At 45.4% G+C, this 18,883-nt stretch carries 18 protein-coding genes; 17 read left to right on the top strand and 1 reads right to left on the bottom strand.

What is annotated here, in order from left to right:
- Window positions 1-57 precede the first annotated feature (57 nt).
- The 16 genes from iscA (at window position 58) to R7Q47_RS16580 (ending at window position 15,752) form a co-directional block, all read left to right on the top strand.
- Window positions 58-381 carry an iron-sulfur cluster assembly protein IscA gene (gene iscA, locus R7Q47_RS16655; RefSeq protein ID WP_005381717.1) on the top strand — a complete coding sequence of 108 codons (324 nt, stop codon included), beginning with the start codon at window positions 58-60 and terminating at the stop codon, window positions 379-381.
- A gap of 55 nt (window positions 382-436) precedes the next feature.
- Window positions 437-952 carry a co-chaperone HscB gene (gene hscB, locus R7Q47_RS16650; protein WP_033905803.1) on the top strand — a complete coding sequence of 172 codons (516 nt, stop codon included), beginning with the start codon at window positions 437-439 and terminating at the stop codon, window positions 950-952.
- A 21-nt stretch (window positions 953-973) separates the two neighbouring features.
- Window positions 974-2,827 (top strand): Fe-S protein assembly chaperone HscA, encoded by a 1,854-nt coding sequence (gene hscA, locus R7Q47_RS16645; RefSeq protein WP_053302969.1) that lies wholly within the window; start codon window positions 974-976, stop codon window positions 2,825-2,827.
- Window positions 2,828-2,840: 13 nt separating this feature from the next.
- Complete coding sequence (gene fdx / locus R7Q47_RS16640) at window positions 2,841-3,179, top strand: ISC system 2Fe-2S type ferredoxin (protein WP_005381713.1); 339 nt, start codon at window positions 2,841-2,843, stop codon at window positions 3,177-3,179.
- Window positions 3,180-3,223: 44 nt separating this feature from the next.
- The gene (gene iscX, locus R7Q47_RS16635) at window positions 3,224-3,418 is read left to right on the top strand and encodes a Fe-S cluster assembly protein IscX (RefSeq protein WP_248487370.1); all 195 of its coding nucleotides are present in this window, start codon (window positions 3,224-3,226) and stop codon (window positions 3,416-3,418) included.
- Between the two features lie 161 nt (window positions 3,419-3,579).
- Window positions 3,580-4,878: an aminopeptidase PepB gene (gene pepB / locus R7Q47_RS16630; RefSeq protein ID WP_206954192.1), complete on the top strand. Its 1,299-nt coding sequence runs from the start codon at window positions 3,580-3,582 to the stop codon at window positions 4,876-4,878.
- Window positions 4,879-4,973: 95 nt separating this feature from the next.
- Window positions 4,974-5,399 carry a nucleoside-diphosphate kinase gene (gene ndk, locus R7Q47_RS16625; protein WP_005381702.1) on the top strand — a complete coding sequence of 142 codons (426 nt, stop codon included), beginning with the start codon at window positions 4,974-4,976 and terminating at the stop codon, window positions 5,397-5,399.
- Between the two features lie 372 nt (window positions 5,400-5,771).
- Window positions 5,772-6,899 (top strand): bifunctional tRNA (adenosine(37)-C2)-methyltransferase TrmG/ribosomal RNA large subunit methyltransferase RlmN, encoded by a 1,128-nt coding sequence (locus R7Q47_RS16620; protein ID WP_017633913.1) that lies wholly within the window; start codon window positions 5,772-5,774, stop codon window positions 6,897-6,899.
- Window positions 6,900-7,334: 435 nt separating this feature from the next.
- Window positions 7,335-8,285, top strand: a complete 951-nt coding sequence (gene rodZ / locus R7Q47_RS16615) for a cytoskeleton protein RodZ (RefSeq protein WP_005383707.1) — start codon at window positions 7,335-7,337, stop codon at window positions 8,283-8,285.
- 6 nt (window positions 8,286-8,291) lie between these two features.
- Window positions 8,292-9,410, top strand: a complete 1,119-nt coding sequence (ispG, locus tag R7Q47_RS16610; protein ID WP_005381699.1) for a flavodoxin-dependent (E)-4-hydroxy-3-methylbut-2-enyl-diphosphate synthase — start codon at window positions 8,292-8,294, stop codon at window positions 9,408-9,410.
- 26 nt (window positions 9,411-9,436) lie between these two features.
- Window positions 9,437-10,705 (top strand): histidine--tRNA ligase, encoded by a 1,269-nt coding sequence (hisS, locus tag R7Q47_RS16605; RefSeq protein WP_005381698.1) that lies wholly within the window; start codon window positions 9,437-9,439, stop codon window positions 10,703-10,705.
- A 126-nt stretch (window positions 10,706-10,831) separates the two neighbouring features.
- Window positions 10,832-11,446 (top strand): YfgM family protein, encoded by a 615-nt coding sequence (locus R7Q47_RS16600; RefSeq protein WP_222712435.1) that lies wholly within the window; start codon window positions 10,832-10,834, stop codon window positions 11,444-11,446.
- Window positions 11,447-11,458: 12 nt separating this feature from the next.
- Entirely contained in the window at window positions 11,459-12,619 is a 1,161-nt protein-coding gene (bamB, locus tag R7Q47_RS16595; protein ID WP_005381696.1) for an outer membrane protein assembly factor BamB, read from the top strand.
- Window positions 12,620-12,786: 167 nt separating this feature from the next.
- The gene (gene der, locus R7Q47_RS16590; protein WP_017820569.1) at window positions 12,787-14,283 is read left to right on the top strand and encodes a ribosome biogenesis GTPase Der; all 1,497 of its coding nucleotides are present in this window, start codon (window positions 12,787-12,789) and stop codon (window positions 14,281-14,283) included.
- Between the two features lie 59 nt (window positions 14,284-14,342).
- Window positions 14,343-15,218 (top strand): alanyl-tRNA editing protein, encoded by an 876-nt coding sequence (locus tag R7Q47_RS16585; protein WP_115386389.1) that lies wholly within the window; start codon window positions 14,343-14,345, stop codon window positions 15,216-15,218.
- Between the two features lie 309 nt (window positions 15,219-15,527).
- On the top strand, window positions 15,528-15,752 hold the full coding sequence (locus R7Q47_RS16580; RefSeq protein ID WP_012842112.1) for a zinc ribbon domain-containing protein: 225 nt from the start codon (window positions 15,528-15,530) through the stop codon (window positions 15,750-15,752).
- Window positions 15,753-15,765: 13 nt separating this feature from the next.
- On the opposite strand, the gene xseA is transcribed toward R7Q47_RS16580, so the two are convergent.
- Window positions 15,766-17,097, bottom strand: coding sequence for an exodeoxyribonuclease VII large subunit (gene xseA / locus R7Q47_RS16575; RefSeq protein WP_017633909.1), 1,332 nt, complete (start codon window positions 17,095-17,097; stop codon window positions 15,766-15,768).
- A gap of 231 nt (window positions 17,098-17,328) precedes the next feature.
- On the opposite strand from xseA, the gene guaB reads away from it, so the two are divergent.
- A complete protein-coding gene (gene guaB, locus R7Q47_RS16570) occupies window positions 17,329-18,795 on the top strand; it encodes an IMP dehydrogenase (RefSeq protein ID WP_042521181.1) in 1,467 nt (488 codons plus the stop codon).
- The last annotated feature ends 88 nt before the right edge of the window (window positions 18,796-18,883 follow it).

The following is an 18,883-nucleotide window of genomic DNA, read 5'->3' as shown; positions in this document are numbered from 1 at the left end:
TAATGGGAGCTTTGACGCTCCCATTCCAATCGAAATTTAGACAGACTAAGGTGCAGTATGGCCATCACAATGACAGAATCAGCGGCAAGTCGCGTAAGAGCATTCCTAGATAACCGAGGCAAAGGTATCGGTTTACGTCTTGGAGTGAAGACGACTGGTTGTTCCGGCATGGCATACGTACTTGAGTTTGTTGATGAGCTCAATGAAGAAGACGAAGTATTTGAACTCTCTGGAGTGAAAATTATCATCGATCAAAAGAGCTTAGTGTACCTAGATGGTACTGAATTGGATTACGTGAAAGAAGGGTTGAATGAAGGTTTTGAATTCAACAACCCTAACGCGAAAAGTGAATGTGGTTGTGGTGAAAGCTTCAACGTCTAATTGATTGTCCTTCTGGGCAAACGAGTCCGGAAGGCTTTACTAGGACCCGAACTTAATGAATCACTTTGAATTATTTGGGCTACCAAGTCAGTTTAAGCTGGATGGTAGCCTTCTTTCTTCTCAGTTCCGAGAACTACAAAAACGCTTCCACCCGGATAACTTTGCAACGGGCTCAGAACGTGACCGTTTGATGGCGGTGCAAAAGGCGGCGCAAATCAACGATGCCTATCAAGTTCTGAAAAATCCTATTTCTCGCGCCGAGTATATCCTCGCAGAGCAAGGTGTTGAGATCCGAGGTGAACAGCAAACGATGCAAGATCCGATGTTCTTAATGGAGCAAATGGAACTGCGCGAAGAACTGGAAGAGATTGCTGACAAGTCCGATCCTGAATCGGCGCTTTTTGACTTCGACTCTAAGGTCAGCAAAATGTACAAACAGCATCTGGCAAGCGTCGAGCAAGAGCTTGATGATGGTCTATGGGCTGAAGCCGCAGACCGAGTTCGTAAGCTAAAATTCATTGCCAAACTAAAGAACGAAATTGAGCTAGTCGAAGACAAACTCCTCGGCTAGTAAGCGTGACAAGGACCTATCATGGCACTACTTCAAATCGCAGAACCGGGCCAAAGCTCGGCACCTCATGAGCATAAGTTAGCAGCGGGTATCGACTTAGGTACTACCAACTCTTTGGTTGCTTCTGTACGTAGCGGCGATGCAACTCCACTTGCGGACGAGCAGGGCCGTACTATTTTACCTTCAGTCGTTAATTACGCTGAGGAAACGTTAACGGTCGGCCACGAAGCCAAAGCCAAAGCAGAGTTTGAACCAGAGAACACGATTATCTCTGTAAAACGTTTGATCGGTCGTTCATTAAAGGACATTCAGTCCCGTTACTCTTCACTTCCTTATCGTTTTAAAGAGAGTGAAAACGGCCTGCCAATTTTGCAAACACCTCAAGGTGACAAAAACCCGATTGAAGTATCTGCGGACATCCTAAAAGTATTGGGTAAGCGAGCTGAAGATACGTTAGGTGGTGAGTTAGCAGGTGTCGTTATTACCGTTCCTGCTTACTTTGATGACGCGCAACGTGCAGGTACAAAAGATGCGGCGAAATTAGCTGGTCTTCATGTTCTCCGTCTACTTAATGAACCAACCGCTGCGGCAATTGCTTATGGCCTAGACTCTGGTCAAGAAGGTGTGATTGCGGTTTACGATCTAGGTGGCGGTACTTTTGATATCTCTATCCTACGTTTATCGAAAGGCGTATTTGAAGTATTAGCAACAGGTGGCGACTCTGCATTAGGCGGTGACGACTTCGACCATCTATTTGCCGATTATTTAATGGAGCAAGCGGGTCTAGAAGCGCCGCTTTCTGCAGAAAAGAACCGTACACTGTTGAACATTGCTACTGAAGCTAAGATTGCTTTCTCTGAGCAAGACAGTGTTGACGTTGACGTTTTTGGTTGGAAAGGCACCGTGACTCGCGAGCAGTTCGAAGATCTGATTCGTCCGCTAGTGAAGAAAACCCTGATGTCTTGCCGCCGTGCGCTGAAAGATGCGGATGTAGATGCGGAAGATGTACTTGAAGTAGTCATGGTCGGTGGCTCAACACGCACATTGCTTGTACGAGAAATGGTTGGCGAATTCTTTGGCCGTACACCACTGACAAGCATTAACCCAGATGAAGTTGTTGCAATCGGTGCGGGTATTCAAGCTGATATCCTAGCGGGTAACAAACCTGACTCTGAAATGTTGCTTCTTGATGTGATTCCACTGTCGCTCGGTATTGAAACCATGGGTGGTTTGGTCGAGAAGATCATCCCCCGCAACACTACGATTCCCGTTGCGCGTGCGCAAGAATTTACCACATTCAAAGATGGCCAAACGGCGATGAGTGTTCATGTGGTACAAGGTGAACGTGAAATGGTTGATGACTGTCGTTCACTTGCTCGCTTCTCGTTAAAAGGTATTCCTCCGATGGCAGCGGGTGCGGCACATATTCGCGTGACTTACCAAGTTGACGCTGATGGCCTTCTTTCTGTTACGGCAATGGAGAAGAGCACTGGTGTTCAATCAGAGATTCAAGTAAAACCTTCTTACGGCTTAAGTGACAATGAAGTGGCGGATATGTTGCGTGATTCAATGACGCACGCAAAAGAAGACATGCAAGCTCGTGCCTTAGCTGAGCAGCGTGTTGAAGCCGACCGAGTGATAGAAGGTTTGATTGCAGCGATGCAAGCTGATGGTGATGACTTACTATCAGAACAAGAGAAACAAAACTTGATTAAAGCCATCGAAGCCTTGATTGAGCTGCGTAATGGTGATGATGCAGATGCGATAGAGCAAGGCATTAAAGATACCGATAAAGCGAGCCAAGATTTCGCATCACGCCGTATGGATAAATCGATTCGAGCTGCGTTGTCAGGTCAATCAGTAGACGATATATAAGAGATAAGTAGTTATGCCTAAGATTATTGTATTACCACACGACGATTTGTGCCCAGAAGGTGCAGTGTTGGAAGCAAACTCTGGTGACACCGTTCTAGACGTAGCGCTAAAAAACGGTATCGGTATTGAACATGCGTGTGAGAAGTCATGTGCGTGTACTACCTGCCACGTAATCATCCGTGAAGGTTTTGATTCACTAGAAGAAAGTGAAGAACTAGAAGACGACATGCTAGATAAAGCGTGGGGTCTAGAGCCTGAGTCACGCCTAGGGTGTCAGGCGAGAATTGCTGATGAAGACTTGGTGGTAGAAATTCCTAAATACACACTAAACCACGCTTCAGAAGATCACTAAAACTATCTTCCCAATATAGGGAAGAAGCAAAAGGAAGATGAGCAATGAAATGGACAGATTCTCGCGATATCGCGATTGAACTTTGTGACAAGTTTCCAGATGTCGATCCAAAAACAGTGCGTTTTACCGATCTTCATCAATGGATCATGGAGTTAGATGAGTTTGACGATGAGCCAACCCGTTCTAATGAAAAGATTCTAGAAGCCGTTATCATGTGCTGGATGGACGAAGCGGACTAAGTCTGTAAAACACAGCCTAGTTAACAATTCTTACTAAAAAAAGCGGACCTTTAGGTCCGTTTTTTTATCCAATTGACATTTTTGCCCTACATAATGCTAACATCCGTGAGTTATTAAAAAGAAGCAGCGTAGGCAACGCTGCTATAAGACAAGGAGAAACCATGTCTACACAGATGTCTGTATTTTTAAGTCAAGAGTCGGCAGCACCACATTGGGGTGAAAAAGCACTGCTTTCATTCGCTGAAAACGGCGCAACTATTCACTTAGGTGAAGGTCATGATCTCGGCGCAATTCAACGTGCAGCTCGTCAGCTAGATGGCCAAGGAATTCGTTCTATTTTTCTTTCTGGTGATAACTGGGATCTAGAGAGCGTATGGGCTTTCCACCAAGGGTTCCGTAACCCTAAAAAACATGGCTCAGTTGAGTGGGCAGCATTGTCTGATGAAGATCAAGCAGAGCTTCAAGCTCGTATTACTTCGACTGATTTTACCCGCGATATTATCAACAAAACGGCAGAAGAAGTTGCTCCTCGTCAGCTAGCGACAATGGCTGCTGAATTCATCAAATCAGTTGCGCCGAAAGGCACGGTGACAGCTCGTATCGTCAAAGACAAAGACTTGTTGGCAGAAGGTTGGGAAGGTATTTACGCAGTAGGCCGTGGTTCTGAGCGTACTTCTGCGATGCTTCAGTTAGACTACAACCCAACAGGTGACGAAAACGCACCTGTATTCGCATGTCTTGTGGGTAAAGGCATCACCTTTGATTCCGGTGGTTACAGCTTGAAGCCTTCTAACTTCATGAGTGCAATGAAAGCTGATATGGGTGGCTCGGGTACTATCACTGGTGGCCTAGGATTAGCTATCTTGCGCGGTTTAAACAAGCGCGTAAAACTGATCTTGTGTTGTGCTGAGAACATGGTTTCTGGCCGTGCCCTTAAGCTTGGCGACATCATCACTTACAAAAACGGCAAAACCGTTGAGATTATGAATACCGACGCGGAAGGTCGTTTGGTGCTTGCCGACGGTCTTATCTACGCCAGTGAGCAAAAGCCTGAGTTAATTATTGACTGCGCGACGCTAACAGGCGCAGCGAAGAATGCGTTAGGTAACGATTACCATGCGCTAATGAGCTTTGATGATGAGCTATCGCATCAAGCGCTTACGGCGGCAAACCAGGAAAAAGAAGGCTTGTGGCCGCTACCACTTGCTGATTTCCATCGAGAAATGTTGCCATCTAATTTTGCCGATTTATCGAATATCAGCTCTGGTGATTATTCTCCAGGTGCAAGTACTGCAGCTGCATTCTTGTCTTACTTCGTTGAGGACTACAAAAAAGGCTGGTTACATTTCGACTGTGCGGGTACGTATCGTAAAGCCGCTTCTGATAAATGGGCTGCGGGAGCAACGGGTATGGGTGTTCGTACACTTGCTCGTTTCCTCAATGAGCAAGCTGGAAAATAAGATTGATTGCAGCACTCTCTTGTTTGAGTGCTGCTCTTACCCAGTAAGTCACTTTAAAAGCACAACTATTATTACAAGTACAGAAAGGAAATTTTATGGCTCTAGAAAGAACATTTTCAATCATTAAGCCTGATGCTGTAGAGCGAAACCTAATTGGTGAAATCTACAATCGTATTGAAAAGGCTGGCCTACGTATCATCGCTGCCAAAATGGTTCACCTGACAGAAGATCAGGCAAGCGGCTTTTATGCAGAGCATGAAGGTAAAGAGTTTTTCCCTCCTCTAAAAGAGTTCATGACATCTGGTCCTATTATGGTTCAGGTATTGGAAGGTGAAAATGCGATTGCACGTTACCGCGAGCTAATGGGTAAAACCAACCCAGAGGACGCGGCATGTGGCACTTTGCGTGCTGATTACGCACTCAGCATGCGTCACAATTCAGTTCATGGTTCCGATAGCCCTGAGTCTGCCGCTCGTGAAATTGAGTTTTTCTTCCCTGAATCAGAAGTTTTCTCTCGCTAACTCGTTCATGCATCACTTTTGCGTGATGATCTAGTTCGTAACAACCTCGGATTTGTCCGAGGTTTTTTATTCCGTGTTCTCCATTTCATCGGCGAGTTCATTCGTAAGTACTCGCGAAGACGTTGGCTAATCTGAGCACCTTACAGGGGGAAAGCTTAGTTACGTGTGTTTCTTCTCACTGCTTTCTCTGCACCACTTCTACGCTTTTGCTGTCGGTTGTCTAATCATTATTCTCACCGCAAAGTCTGATTAAAATTTAATCGTTTTTATTTTAATGCCTTAGCAAACTCAGGGTCTTACACCCCTTGTTGTAGCTGCATAAAGGCTGTACAATTCGCGCCCTTATTCTTGTTTCAGTCATTGAGAGGCAACATGACCACTGAAAAAATCAATCTACTCGACTTTGATCGCAAAGGCATGCGTCAGTTTTTCGCGGAAGAACTTGGCGAGAAAGCGTTTCGTGCCGATCAGGTTATGAAGTGGATCTACCATTTCGGTGTAGATGACTTCGAAAAAATGACAAACATCAACAAGAAGCTGCGCGAAAAGCTTTTACACAAGTGTGAAATTAAAGCACCAACTGTAGCAGAAGCTCAGCATTCTTCAGACGGCACGATCAAGTGGGCAATGAAGGTTGGTGATCAGGATGTAGAAACGGTTTACATTCCAGAAGATGATCGCGCAACGCTTTGTGTATCTTCTCAAGTAGGTTGTGCATTGGAATGTAAGTTCTGCTCAACAGCACAGCAGGGCTTTAACCGTAACTTGAAAGTTTCAGAGATCATCGGTCAGGTGTGGCGTGCTGCACGTGAAATTGGTCTTGAGAAAGAAACAGGCCGTCGCCCAATTACGAACGTCGTGATGATGGGCATGGGTGAGCCGCTTCTTAATATGAAGAACTTGATTCCTGCATTGGAGTTAATGCTGGATGACCTTGGCTTTGGTTTGTCGAAGCGTCGCGTAACCGTATCAACATCAGGTGTGGTTTCTGGTCTTGATCAGATGACGGGCAAAATCGACGTTGCGTTAGCGATCTCTCTTCATGCGCCAAACGATAAGCTGCGTAGTGAAATCATGCCAATTAACGATCGTTGGGATATTCAAGATTTCCTAGCATCCGTTCGTCGTTACATTGCTTCATCGAATGCAAACCGTGGCAAGGTAACAGTCGAGTACGTGTTGCTTGATCATGTGAACGATGACATGGACCATGCACGCGAGCTGGCTGAATTGATGAAAGACACACCATGTAAGATTAACTTGATTCCGTTTAACCCGTACCCAGGTTCACCTTACAAGAAACCAAGTAACTCACGTATTGATCGCTTCCAAAAAACATTGATGCAATACGAGCACACAGTTACGGTTCGTAAAACACGTGGTGATGACATTGATGCCGCATGTGGTCAGTTGGTCGGTGATGTAATTGACCGAACTAAACGTACGGCAATGCTGAAAGCGTCACGCGGTGCCGATACCATTGAAGTGAAAGCTGTATAAACGACCGGAATTCAAAAATAGCCAGAGCCATTCGCTCTGGCTATTTTGTTTATTGTTTAGGACATTTTCGCCAAGATTTGGGACTATCACTCTTCAACCTAAGGTTATTTGGGTATAATTTCGAATTCCTTTGTCAAAGTTTGGACAAAAGCTTGAGCTATCTGTTAGTTTGAGTGTAAAGAGTTTTTGTCTTCGTTGCGCATTCGCTTATCATGATATGTAACACTAACGATGACACCGATAATTCTCAGCACTTTCTCACATACGTTTTGCTGATTTTTGCAAAACGGGTATTCGCACTCAGATCGCTGAGAGTTTCTTAAAATTATTATTTTTGGTTAACGCGTTTTGGCTAGCTATCTTTAAAGAGGCTTAAGAACAATAACGAAAATACATGACCACGTTAGCCACTAAAACAGATTAAATACCGCCATTATGACAGAACACGAAAATACGAATGAAGTGCCACTCTCTATTGAAGCTGGCACATTACTGAAAAACAAACGTGAATCCTTGGGAATGAGCCAAAAGCAAGTTGCCGACCGCCTGAGGCTTCGCATTTCTGTGATTGAAGATATTGAAAATAACCGATTTGAATCTCAACAAGTCGCGACATTTACGCGTGGTTACTTACGCTCTTACGCTAAATTCGTAGGTCTTGATGAGAAGGTGGTTTTGACGGCGTTAGAGCAGACTGCCGATGCTCAGCCTCAAGAGCAAGAAATTGAAATGCAAAGCTTCTCTCGTAAGACAAAAGACGAGAAGCACAATAGCCGTATTATGCTCCTTACTTGGGTTATCGGGCTAGTCATTATTGGCATTTCAGCTGCATGGTGGTGGCAAAACCAACAAGAGAATAGCCTAACTAAGGAAGTAACGGATTCAAGTGTTGAAGCGCCGCAGCCCACAGCTCAAGAATTAGCTGATATCGATTTGATGACGGCTGAAGAGTTAATCGCAAGCACTCCTGAAGAAGTGGCTTCAACTAATGAAGGTGTTGCTGAATTGACTGAAGCACCCGTTGAGCAAGGGGCGGATCCTTTGCTGACTGAAACTGAAAATACAACAAGCGTAGATTCTGAAGAACCTGTTGCCGTGATTGAAGCGGCGGAAGAGGAACAGCCTGCGCCAGTAGTACCTGAAGGCATGACACTTCTTACTATGAAGTTTAAAGCGGACTGTTGGATTCAAGTAAAAGACACCAATGGTAAAACGCTGGTAAGTGGTACTCATAAGCCAGGACAAGATGTAGAACTTACCGGAAAAGCGCCATTTAAAGTGATATTAGGCGCACCGGAAGGGGTTACAATGACATTTGCAAGTGAACCTGTCGACCTTTCTGGGTATACTTCAGGCAAAGTAGCTAGATTCACTCTACCGTTATAAAAAATTATGCAACACGAATCTCCAATTATTCGTCGTAAATCGACGCGTATTTATGTGGGTGATGTGCCAATTGGTGATGGTGCGCCAATTGCAGTACAGTCAATGACTAACACTCGCACGACTGACGTAGAAGCGACAGTCGCTCAAATCCGAGCACTAGAAAAAGTCGGCGCAGATATCGTTCGAGTTTCTGTACCTACGATGGACGCAGCAGAAGCTTTCAAACTGATTAAACAGCAAGTTTCTGTACCATTAGTGGCTGATATTCATTTCGACTATCGTATCGCGCTGAAAGTGGCGGAGTACGGAGTTGACTGTTTACGTATCAACCCAGGTAACATCGGCAATGAAGAGCGCATTCGCGCTGTTGTTGATTGCGCTCGCGATAAAAATATCCCGATCCGTATTGGTGTCAATGGTGGATCTTTGGAAAAAGATCTACAGATGAAATACGGTGAGCCTACGCCAGAAGCCTTGGTTGAATCGGCGATGCGTCACGTAGATCATCTCGATCGTCTTAACTTTGACCAATTTAAAGTTAGCGTGAAAGCTTCAGACGTTTTTCTTGCGGTGGATTCATATCGTCTGCTGGCGAAGAAAATCGATCAGCCTCTTCATTTAGGTATCACAGAGGCGGGTGGTGCTCGAGCTGGCGCTGTTAAGTCATCTGTTGGCTTAGGTATGCTGTTATCTGAAGGGATAGGCGATACGCTGCGTATCTCTTTGGCTGCCGATCCAGTTGAAGAAATCAAAGTCGGTTTTGACATCCTTAAATCTCTGCGCATTCGCTCTCGAGGCATCAACTTTATTGCGTGCCCAAGCTGCTCACGCCAAGAATTCGATGTGATTGGTACGGTGAATGCACTGGAGCAACGTTTAGAAGACATCATCACGCCAATGGATGTGTCTATCATCGGTTGTGTGGTAAACGGCCCTGGTGAAGCAGAAGTTTCTCACTTAGGCCTAGCAGGTAGTAACAAGAAGAGCGCATTCTACGAAGATGGTAAACGCCAGAAAGAGCGCTTTGATAACGATGACCTTGTGAATAAGCTAGAAGCTAAGATCCGTGCGAAAGCAGCTATGATGAATGGCGAAAACCGCATCGAAGTTAAAGTACAAGATTAATCTCAACGAGAATTACGGTAAGTATTGTGGCAAAAACAATTCAAGCAATTCGAGGCATGAACGATTGCCTCCCAACTCAGTCGCCACTGTGGCAAAAATTAGAAAACACAGTGAAAAATGTAATTAGCGCATACGGTTATAACGAAGTGCGCATGCCAATCGTTGAAGAAACAAACCTATTCAGCCGCGCTGTTGGTGAAGAAACAGACGTCGTTTCAAAAGAAATGTACACTTTTGATGACCGTAACGGCGACAGCCTAACACTTCGCCCAGAAGGTACGGCGGGTTGTGTACGTTCATGTATCCAAAACAGCCTGATCAACCGTGATGAACAGCGTCTGTGGTACATGGGGCCTATGTTCCGCCATGAACGTCCGCAGAAAGGTCGTTACCGTCAATTCCACCAGTGTGGTGTTGAGGTGTTTGGTCTAAATGGTCCAGATGTTGATGCAGAGCTTATCATGATGACGGCGCGTCTATGGCGTGAGCTAGGTATCAATGAGCATGTCCGTCTTGAGCTGAACTCTATCGGTTCTCAAGAAGACCGCGCAGACTACCGTACTGCACTGGTTGCATTCCTTGAGCAACATATTGATGTGCTAGACGAAGATTGTAAGCGTCGCATGCACACAAATCCACTGCGTGTTCTGGATACGAAGAACCCAGACGTTCAAGCTATTTTAGGTGATGCACCTCGCCTTTCAGATTACTTGGGTGAAGAGTCTAAAGCACACTTCGCAGGTCTATGTGAACTTTTAGACGCCGCAGGTATCAAATACACAGTTAACGAACGTCTAGTTCGTGGTCTGGATTACTACAATCGCACGGTATTTGAGTGGATCACTGAGAGCCTAGGTGCTCAAGGCACTGTATGTGGCGGTGGTCGTTACGATGGCCTTGTAGAGCAATTAGGTGGTAAACCAACACCAGCGGTTGGCTTTGCAATGGGCCTAGAGCGTCTAGTACTGATGCTAGAAACGTTGGAACTGACAGACGTTCGTCGCAGTGTTGACGTGTACGTAGTCACAGCGGGTGAAGGCACCATGATGGCAGGAATGAAGCTAGCAGAACAGCTTCGCGAGTCTGTTCCAGGCGTTCGTGTGATGAATCACTTCGGTGGCGGTAACTTCAAGAAACAGTTTAAACGCGCAGACAAAGTTGGTGCTGTTGTAGCATTGGTTCTGGGCGAAAACGAAGTTGCGGATAATACCGTAGTACTGAAAGACTTAGCTGGTGGTGAGCAAGAGACTTACAACCAAGCAGAAGTTGCAGAAAAGATCGCAGCACTGATTTAAGTCTTTTAGTAATCTAACAAAATTACATCCTAGTTCGTAAGCTAAGGCTCCCAAATGTGGAGCCTTTAAACGAAATAGGAACAATGGCAGCTAAGCTGCCATTTACATGTTTTAAGAGGACAGGAAGTGGAACTTTACGATACTGAAGAACAACAAGTTGAAGCCATTAAAGACTGGTGGAAGGAAAACGGCAAAGCCGTCATCATCGGTGCGGTTGTTGGTTTAGGTGGTCTATTCGGCTGGCGTTACTACCAGGATTCTGTGATTCAGGCGAGTGAAGCAGCTTCTCAAAGCTACACGACAGCAATGAATGCTTTGCAAGACAAAGGCACTGATGCTCAAGCTGACGTGAAAGCTTTCATTGAGTCAAATGAAGTAAAAGAATATTCAGTATTGGCTGCGCTACAACTTGCTAAAGCACAAGTTGAAGCTCAAGACCTTTCTGCTGCATTGGAGCAACTGAAGTGGGCGCAAAGCCACACTCAAGATGCTGCGTTGTTACCATTGATTAGTTACCGCATTGCGCGTATTGAGACGGAAATGGGTAACTTCGACGCTGCAACGGCAGAGCTAAGTAACGTCACTGATACAGCATGGACAGGTCGTATTGCTGAACTTCGTGGCGATATTGCGATTCGCCAAGGTGACAAAGATGCTGCGTACGCTGCGTATACTGAAGCTCAGCAAGCGGCAGATGCAAGCCCGACACTACAAATGAAATTGGACGATCTGGCGAAATAAGGACCGCATTGGATGAAAAGAGTCTTTAAGAAAGCCTTGCTAGGGGCGTTAACAATGGGAGTACTTGCCGGTTGTGCAGGTGAGAAAGACACCATTGTAATGGCGCCACTACCTCAGGTAGACAGTCAGTTTACAACCAGTAGTGAGTGGAGCACATCGGTTGGCGATGGTGTTGGTCATTACTTTTCAAAACTATCCCCTGTATTTGCGAATGATACATTGTTCGTGGCAAGTCGTGATGGCTTAGTAAAAGCGCTGGATCCTGAAAACGGTAAACAACGTTGGCAAACGGACCTAGAAGAAGATGTCATTGCTCGTCTCTCTGGTGGTATCACAGCGGCATACGGAAACCTTTACATTGGCTCTGAGAATGGTGAAGTCATCTCTCTTGACCAAGAAACAGGTGAAATTGTTTGGCGTGTAAAAGTTGGTGGTGAGGTACTGGCGAAGCCAGTTGCAGATTCAGGCCTTATTATCATCAATACTAGCCGAGGCATGTTGATTGCCCTTAATGAGAGTACAGGTGAGCAACGCTGGGCATTGAGTACAGAAGTGCCGAACTTAACTTTACGTGGCGACAGTACTCCGACTGCAATTGGCGGCGGTGTATTTTGGGGAACGGCAAATGGCCGACTCGCAGCTGCTATCGTTGAGCGTGGTCAGTTGATTTGGCAACAGCCTGTTGGTACGCCAAAAGGCGCGACAGAAATTGATCGTTTGGTTGACGTTGATTCATCGCCAATTGTGCTAGGCGGTACTCTTTTCACCATTGGATACAATGGTCAACTTATCGCCATTGACTTGCGTTCAGCGAACCCGATTTGGAAGCGTAATTACTCATCTGCGACAGACATTTCTACAGATGGTAGTCGCATCTTTGTGATAACGGAAAAAGATCATGTTGTTGCCGTTGATTCACGAAGCGGAACTGAGTTGTGGGAAAACAGCTTGCTTGAGCACCGACAACTTACAGCGCCAGTTATTGTTGGCAATTATCTCGTTGTCGGTGACACGCTTGGTTACCTTCACTGGATGGATCGTTCAACGGGCGAATTTGTTGCGCAGCAGTTTGTCGATGATAGTGGCTTGGCAGTTGGCCCGACGTTATTGTCGGATGGTTATGTGATTACAACTCGCAACGGCGATGTAAAGAAACTAACCATTAACGAATAATATCGTGATATAATTCACATTCGGCTCCTGGCTGGTGACAGCTAGGAGCCGTTTTGTTGTTTGAATTTATTAACCCTGACGTGGTTATAGGTAAAAAGCTGGTTTGATTTGGCATCGAGCAAGTCGTTACCTATAACTACAGAAGAAAGATTATTGTAGAGGTTGTTATGGTACCTGTTGTAGCTCTAGTAGGGCGTCCGAACGTAGGTAAATCTACACTATTTAACCGATTGACTCGCACTCGTGACGCGTTGGTTGCGGACTTTCCAGGCCTAACGCGAGACCGTAAATATGGCCAGGCGAGACTTGGTGAAGAGCACGAATTCATTGTGATTGATACTGGTGGTATCGATGGCACAGAAGAAGGCGTGGAAACAAAGATGGCAGAACAGTCATTAGCCGCGATTGATGAGGCTGATGTTGTATTGTTCCTTGTTGACGGTCGTGCTGGTCTGACACCTTCAGATGAAGCAATTGCTGCGCATCTGCGTAAAATTGAAAAGCCAGCGATGCTGGTAGTAAACAAAATCGATGGTATTGATGCCGATGCGGCGTGTGCTGACTTTTGGCAGCTCGGCGTGGATGATATGTACCAGATTGCGGCCGCTCATGGCCGTGGTGTGACCGCTTTGCTTGAGCGTGCTTTATCTCCATTCTTTGATGATCTACTAACAAGTGAATCTGAAGAAGGTGAGATTGAAGACCTGACTGGATTCGAAGACGAAGAGCCTCTTGTTGAAGATTACACTGAAGAAGACGCAGAAGCTGAATTCAAACGCCTTCAAGAGCAGCCGATTAAGTTGGCGATCATCGGTCGTCCTAACGTAGGCAAATCGACACTGACTAACCGTATTCTGGGTGAAGAACGTGTGGTTGTATACGATATGCCAGGTACAACGCGCGATTCTATCTACATCCCGATGGAACGTGATGGACGCGAATACGTACTAATTGACACCGCAGGTGTTCGTCGTCGTGGTCGTATCAATGAAACGGTTGAAAAGTTCTCTGTTGTTAAGACGCTGAAAGCGGTAGAAGATGCAAACGTCGTTCTACTGGTGATTGATGCACGTGAAAATATTTCAGACCAAGACCTAAGCTTGCTTGGTTTTGCACTGAATGCTGGCCGCTCAATTGTCATCGCCGTTAACAAGTGGGATGGTCTAGACAGTGACGTGAAAGAAAGCGTGAAGAAAGAACTGGACCGCCGTCTAGGATTCGTCGATTTCGCGCGTATCCACTTTATCTCTGCGCTGCACGGTACTGGCGTTGGTCACTTATTTGAATCTATTCAAGAAGCATATAACTCGGCGACAACGCGTGTGGGTACGTCAGTACTGACGCGTATCATGAAGATGGCAGTGGATGATCACCAGCCGCCAATGGTTCGTGGTCGTCGTATCAAACTCAAATACGCACACGCAGGTGGTTACAACCCACCGATCGTTGTTATCCACGGTAACATGGTTCGTGAATTACCAGATTCGTATAAACGTTATCTGATGAACTACTTCCGTAAGTCTCTGGAAATTATGGGAACACCGATTCGCATTAACTTCCACAACAGTGATAACCCATACGAGAACCGTACGAATAAGCTTACGCTATCACAAGAGCGTAAACGTAAGCGTATGATGTCGATGGTGAAAAACCGCAATAAATAATGAAATTCGAATACCCAAGTTTCTACTTGGGTATTTTTTTATCAAAAGTAATCGTAAAAATGACTATCACAGCAACAAAGACTCGTTTTTGTCATCAAACATGGCAATTAGAAGCACAAATACAGCTCGTTCAATCTACGGAAGAAGTGACTTACGTTATTACAGATGTCACGCCGTTCCATCCCGTTAGTCACATATGGCCGGATCACCCTGCAGACAAAGGAACGTTGAAGGTGAATGGGGCTGAGCATGACGTAGTAGATTGCCAAGTTGGAGCAGTGGAGCAGGAGAGTGGTGCTTTGTATGTGGGTAGTGACATCCCTGTAAAGCGTGATGCTGAAGGTTGGGTGTTTGTCGTCGTGCATGTTTTATCACGTACGGAATCATTTGCAATTAATGACTTGGTAACATTAGCGGTAGATAAAGACTATCAAAATGCTTTGAGTCGAGGCCACACAGCAGGACACTTAGCGTATTTGGCGTTGAATAAAGTACTAGCGGAAGACTATTGGCGAAAAGACGCAGACCGCAAAGACCCACATGGTTATTATGACTTTAATAGCTATGCGCAAGTCACGAGTTATGTCACTCCAGACAAGTGCCTCGATACGTACCGTTTAGGCAAAACACTCCGTAAAAGAGGATTAAACAGTGCAGATATGCTGAATGACCTCCAGGCGATTGCAGAAAAAGTGAATGGCCAACTGGTTGAATGGCTTCAAAGAGATGCGATGATCACCATGGAATGCCACGGCGATAGATTAACGGATTCTCGCTATTGGAAGTGCGATTTAGGGGAAGGTCAATTAGCGGTAATCCCTTGTGGTGGAACGCATGCGAGCCATTTAAATGAGTTTGCTTTTATCCAAGTTAAACTCGTTGAGCTCGACGCTCAAACTATCGAAATGCACACCAATGTAAACACTGCTTTTTGAATAAGATCTTTTTATTAAATTCTGATTTTTCGTTTAATTAAATCTCTCTAAGGTTTTTTATTCTGTCTTAAATTGGAATGCAGAATATGTAACTTATGCTTTCGGTGTGTGGTTATATAAATATTCTTTTAAGGGGTGATCGCTGATCAAGGAGTAAATATCAGACGATCAGTATAAGATCCTACGTATCAAGTATGGTTAACGCCTCGTGAAACTTGTTGGGGCGGTGATGAAGATCAACATACTTGTTCGTTATTTTGAGTAGCATGCGTTACTCGAAATTGCTTAGTTTAGAGAGAGGAACGGGATATGCAGCAGAACATTTGCCCGACTTGCAATGTCGAACTGGAATGGACAGGACAATACCATTGTGCACAGTGTGAATCGGATTTTAAAAAAGTAGGTTTTTGCCCTGATTGTGAGGCGGAGCTGGAGAAGCTGCAAGCATGCGGTGCTGCGAGTTACTTTTGCAATGTGTGTAATGAACTCAAGTCAAAATCACGTGTCCGATTTGAGTTCCAGAAAATCAGTTAACCAGAGTTTGTATTCAGTTAACGGTAGAGCGAACGTCGCCTTCGGCTAATCGAGTAATCAATACATCTCCCGATTTTACATCTGAAGATTGCGTAATTACTTTTCCTTGCTCAGTTTGAGTAATTGAGTAACCTCGTTTCAATGTCGCTAGTGGGCTGACGGTGTCCAACTTTTCTGCGGCAATCGCGAGTTGATGGCGCATAGTCAGTAATTTGCGATCCATTGCATCCATGAGCTTTTGCTCAACACGTTCTAGCTTCGACTTCTGCTCGGCAAGGCGTGTTACAGGAGAATTTAATTGCAGCCGATAATGTTGACGCTCGATTCGCTGTTGACGCAAGGCAATAAAACGACTCATCGCTCGCTGTAAGCGCATGTCCAACTCATCTAACTGTTGCGTCTGACGTTGCAAGCGATAGCTTGGGTGCTGTCTCTCTAGACGGTGCACTAATTGAGCAGATTGCTGCTTTTGTTGTGCTAGGTAGTAACGCATCGCGCTCGCTAACTTATGCTGGCGGGTAACTAAAGCTTGATCTTTGTGGCTGTTATCACGGCTTACTAGCTCAGCGGCTGCTGATGGAGTAGGCGCGCGTACGTCGGCGACAAAATCAGCTATTGTCACGTCAACTTCATGTCCAACGGCGCTAATAATAGGAATTTGGCTTGCTGCAATCGTGCGAGCTAATATCTCGTTGTTAAAGCACCATAAGTCTTCTAATGAACCACCACCTCGGCCCACAATTAGTACATCACATTCATCACGGCTGTTAGCGCGACCAATGGCTTGTGCAATTTGAATGGCTGCGTCCTCACCTTGTACCACTGTCGGATAAATCACAACAGGTAGGGAAGGATCACGACGTTTCAATACGTCTAAGATATCGTAAAGCGCGGCACCAGTTTTCGATGTGATGACGCCAACACGTTTAGGGTGCTCAGGCAAAGATTGCTTATTGATTTGCGCGAACAACCCTTCTGCTGCAAGCTTCATTTTCAGCTCTTCAAACTCTTGTTGAAGACGGCCATCACCTTCCGGTTGCATGCTTTCGATGATCAATTGGTAGTCACCGCGAGGCTCATAAAGAGACAGACGAGCTTTTACTAGGACTTGATTACCGTTAGCGGGTTTGAAAGTAACGCGGCGATTGTTACCACGAAACATGGCACATTTAACTTGAGCGCGAGAGTCTTTAAGAGTGAGGTACCAGTGACCAGAGACAGGAGCTGAAAAGTTGGATATCTCTCCGACGAGCCAAACGATCCCCATTTCGTTTTCAAGGAGTAAACGAACTTCTGCGTTGAGACGAGAAACAGTAAAGATGTTTTGATTGGTCTTGGAGAGCACAGCTAATCTCTTAGACGTGAGTATGGAAATTAGCGGCAATATAATACATAGCAAGGGGGTAATTGCAAGAAAAAAATTAAAAAATTTGTGGTCAAGCGATTGCGTTAACCGTATAATCCCTCCGCAATATCTAATCCAAATGTAGCTTGTTGCTAACACAGGTTACCCTCATTATGCGAAACGATGAGATTGGATTGTTCTTTTTACTCCTCTAATTGTGAGATATTGCAAATGCTAAGAATTGCCAAAGAAGCGCTGACATTCGATGACGTACTACTTGTGCCAGCACACTCCACCGTTCTCCCAAACACAGCTGATCTTCGCACTCAGCTAACTAAGAACATCACCCTAAACATCCCAATGATTTCAGCGTCTATGGACACTGTTACTGAAGCTCGTCTAGCGATTGCGCTAGCGCAAGAGGGTGGCATTGGCTTTATCCACAAGAACATGTCTATTGAGCAGCAGGCAGCCGAAGTTCGTAAAGTTAAGAAGTTCGAAGCTGGTATGGTGACTGACGCGGTTACTGTAAACCCTGACGCGACCATCGCTGATGTTGTTGCACTCACTGAAAAGCATGGTTTTGCAGGTTTCCCTGTTGTCACTGAGAGCAATGAGCTTGTTGGTATTATCACTGGTCGTGACGTTCGTTTTGTGACGGACCTTTCTAAGAAAGTATCTTCAGTAATGACGCCAAAAGAGAAGTTGGCAGCAGTTAAAGAAGGTGCAACACGAGAAGAAGTGCAAGAGAAAATGCACGAAGCTCGTGTAGAGAAAGTATTGGTTGTGAATGATGAGTTCCAACTAACCGGTATGATTACTGCGAAAGACTTCCACAAAGCAGAACGTAAACCAAACGCATGTAAAGATGAGCGTGGTCGCCTACGTGTTGGCGCAGCCGTTGGTGCTGGCGCTGGTAACGAAGAGCGTGTTGCTGCTCTAGTTGAAGCAGGCGTTGACGTTCTACTTATCGACTCTTCACACGGACATTCTGAAGGTGTTCTAAACCGCATTCGCGAAACACGTGCAGCTTACCCAGATCTAGACATCATCGGTGGTAACGTAGCAACAGGTGCTGGTGCTAAAGCACTAATCGAAGCTGGCGTAAGCGCAGTGAAAGTTGGTATCGGCCCTGGTTCTATCTGTACAACTCGTATTGTAACGGGTGTAGGAGTTCCACAAATCACTGCAATCGCAGATGCGGCAGAAGTGGCTAATGATTATGGTATTCCGGTTATTGCTGACGGTGGTATCCGTTTCTCAGGTGATATCTGTAAAGCAATCGTAGCTGGCGCATCATGTGTGATGGTTGGTTCTATGTTTGCTGGTACTGAAGAAGCGCCGGGTGAAGTAATTCTATACAATGGCCGTTCTTACAAGTCTTACCGCGGCATGGGTTCTCTTGGTGCTATGTCTCAAGGTTCTTCTGACCGTTACTTCCAGTCTGACAACGCAGCGGACAAGCTAGTACCAGAAGGTATCGAAGGTCGTATCGCATACAAAGGCCGTCTAAAAGAGATCGTACACCAACAAATGGGTGGTCTACGTTCAAGCATGGGTCTAACTGGTTCTGCAACTATCGAAGATATGCGTACGAAAGCTGAATTTGTACGTATCTCTGGTGCTGGTATGCAAGAGTCTCATGTACACGATGTTCAAATTACTAAGGAAGCACCGAACTACCGTCTAGGGAACTAATTACCTAACGGAAACGTTTGCTTTTTCCTTGAAGCATTAAGAAGAGGCGAGTACACTCGCCTCGGTTTTAATCACTTAGCCTTAAAAA

The sequence above is a fragment of the Vibrio sp. Vb0349 genome, from assembly GCF_033338975.1.
The sequence above is the reverse complement of the archived record's forward strand: the minus strand, read 5'-3'. Positions and strand labels throughout refer to the sequence as shown.

Bases quoted from the DNA above. Each gene is read 5' to 3' on its own strand.
- iscA (WP_005381717.1), top strand. From the start codon at position 58: ATGGCCATCACAATGACAGAATCAGCGGCAAGTCGCGTAAGAGCATTC.
- hscB (WP_033905803.1), top strand. From the start codon at position 437: ATGAATCACTTTGAATTATTTGGGCTACCAAGTCAGTTTAAGCTGGAT.
- hscA (WP_053302969.1), top strand. From the start codon at position 974: ATGGCACTACTTCAAATCGCAGAACCGGGCCAAAGCTCGGCACCTCAT.
- fdx (WP_005381713.1), top strand. From the start codon at position 2,841: ATGCCTAAGATTATTGTATTACCACACGACGATTTGTGCCCAGAAGGT.
- iscX (WP_248487370.1), top strand. From the start codon at position 3,224: ATGAAATGGACAGATTCTCGCGATATCGCGATTGAACTTTGTGACAAG.
- pepB (WP_206954192.1), top strand. From the start codon at position 3,580: ATGTCTACACAGATGTCTGTATTTTTAAGTCAAGAGTCGGCAGCACCA.
- ndk (WP_005381702.1), top strand. From the start codon at position 4,974: ATGGCTCTAGAAAGAACATTTTCAATCATTAAGCCTGATGCTGTAGAG.
- R7Q47_RS16620 (WP_017633913.1), top strand. From the start codon at position 5,772: ATGACCACTGAAAAAATCAATCTACTCGACTTTGATCGCAAAGGCATG.
- rodZ (WP_005383707.1), top strand. From the start codon at position 7,335: ATGACAGAACACGAAAATACGAATGAAGTGCCACTCTCTATTGAAGCT.
- ispG (WP_005381699.1), top strand. From the start codon at position 8,292: ATGCAACACGAATCTCCAATTATTCGTCGTAAATCGACGCGTATTTAT.
- bamB (WP_005381696.1), top strand. From the start codon at position 11,459: ATGAAAAGAGTCTTTAAGAAAGCCTTGCTAGGGGCGTTAACAATGGGA.
- der (WP_017820569.1), top strand. From the start codon at position 12,787: ATGGTACCTGTTGTAGCTCTAGTAGGGCGTCCGAACGTAGGTAAATCT.
- R7Q47_RS16585 (WP_115386389.1), top strand. From the start codon at position 14,343: ATGACTATCACAGCAACAAAGACTCGTTTTTGTCATCAAACATGGCAA.
- R7Q47_RS16580 (WP_012842112.1), top strand. From the start codon at position 15,528: ATGCAGCAGAACATTTGCCCGACTTGCAATGTCGAACTGGAATGGACA.
- guaB (WP_042521181.1), top strand. From the start codon at position 17,329: ATGCTAAGAATTGCCAAAGAAGCGCTGACATTCGATGACGTACTACTT.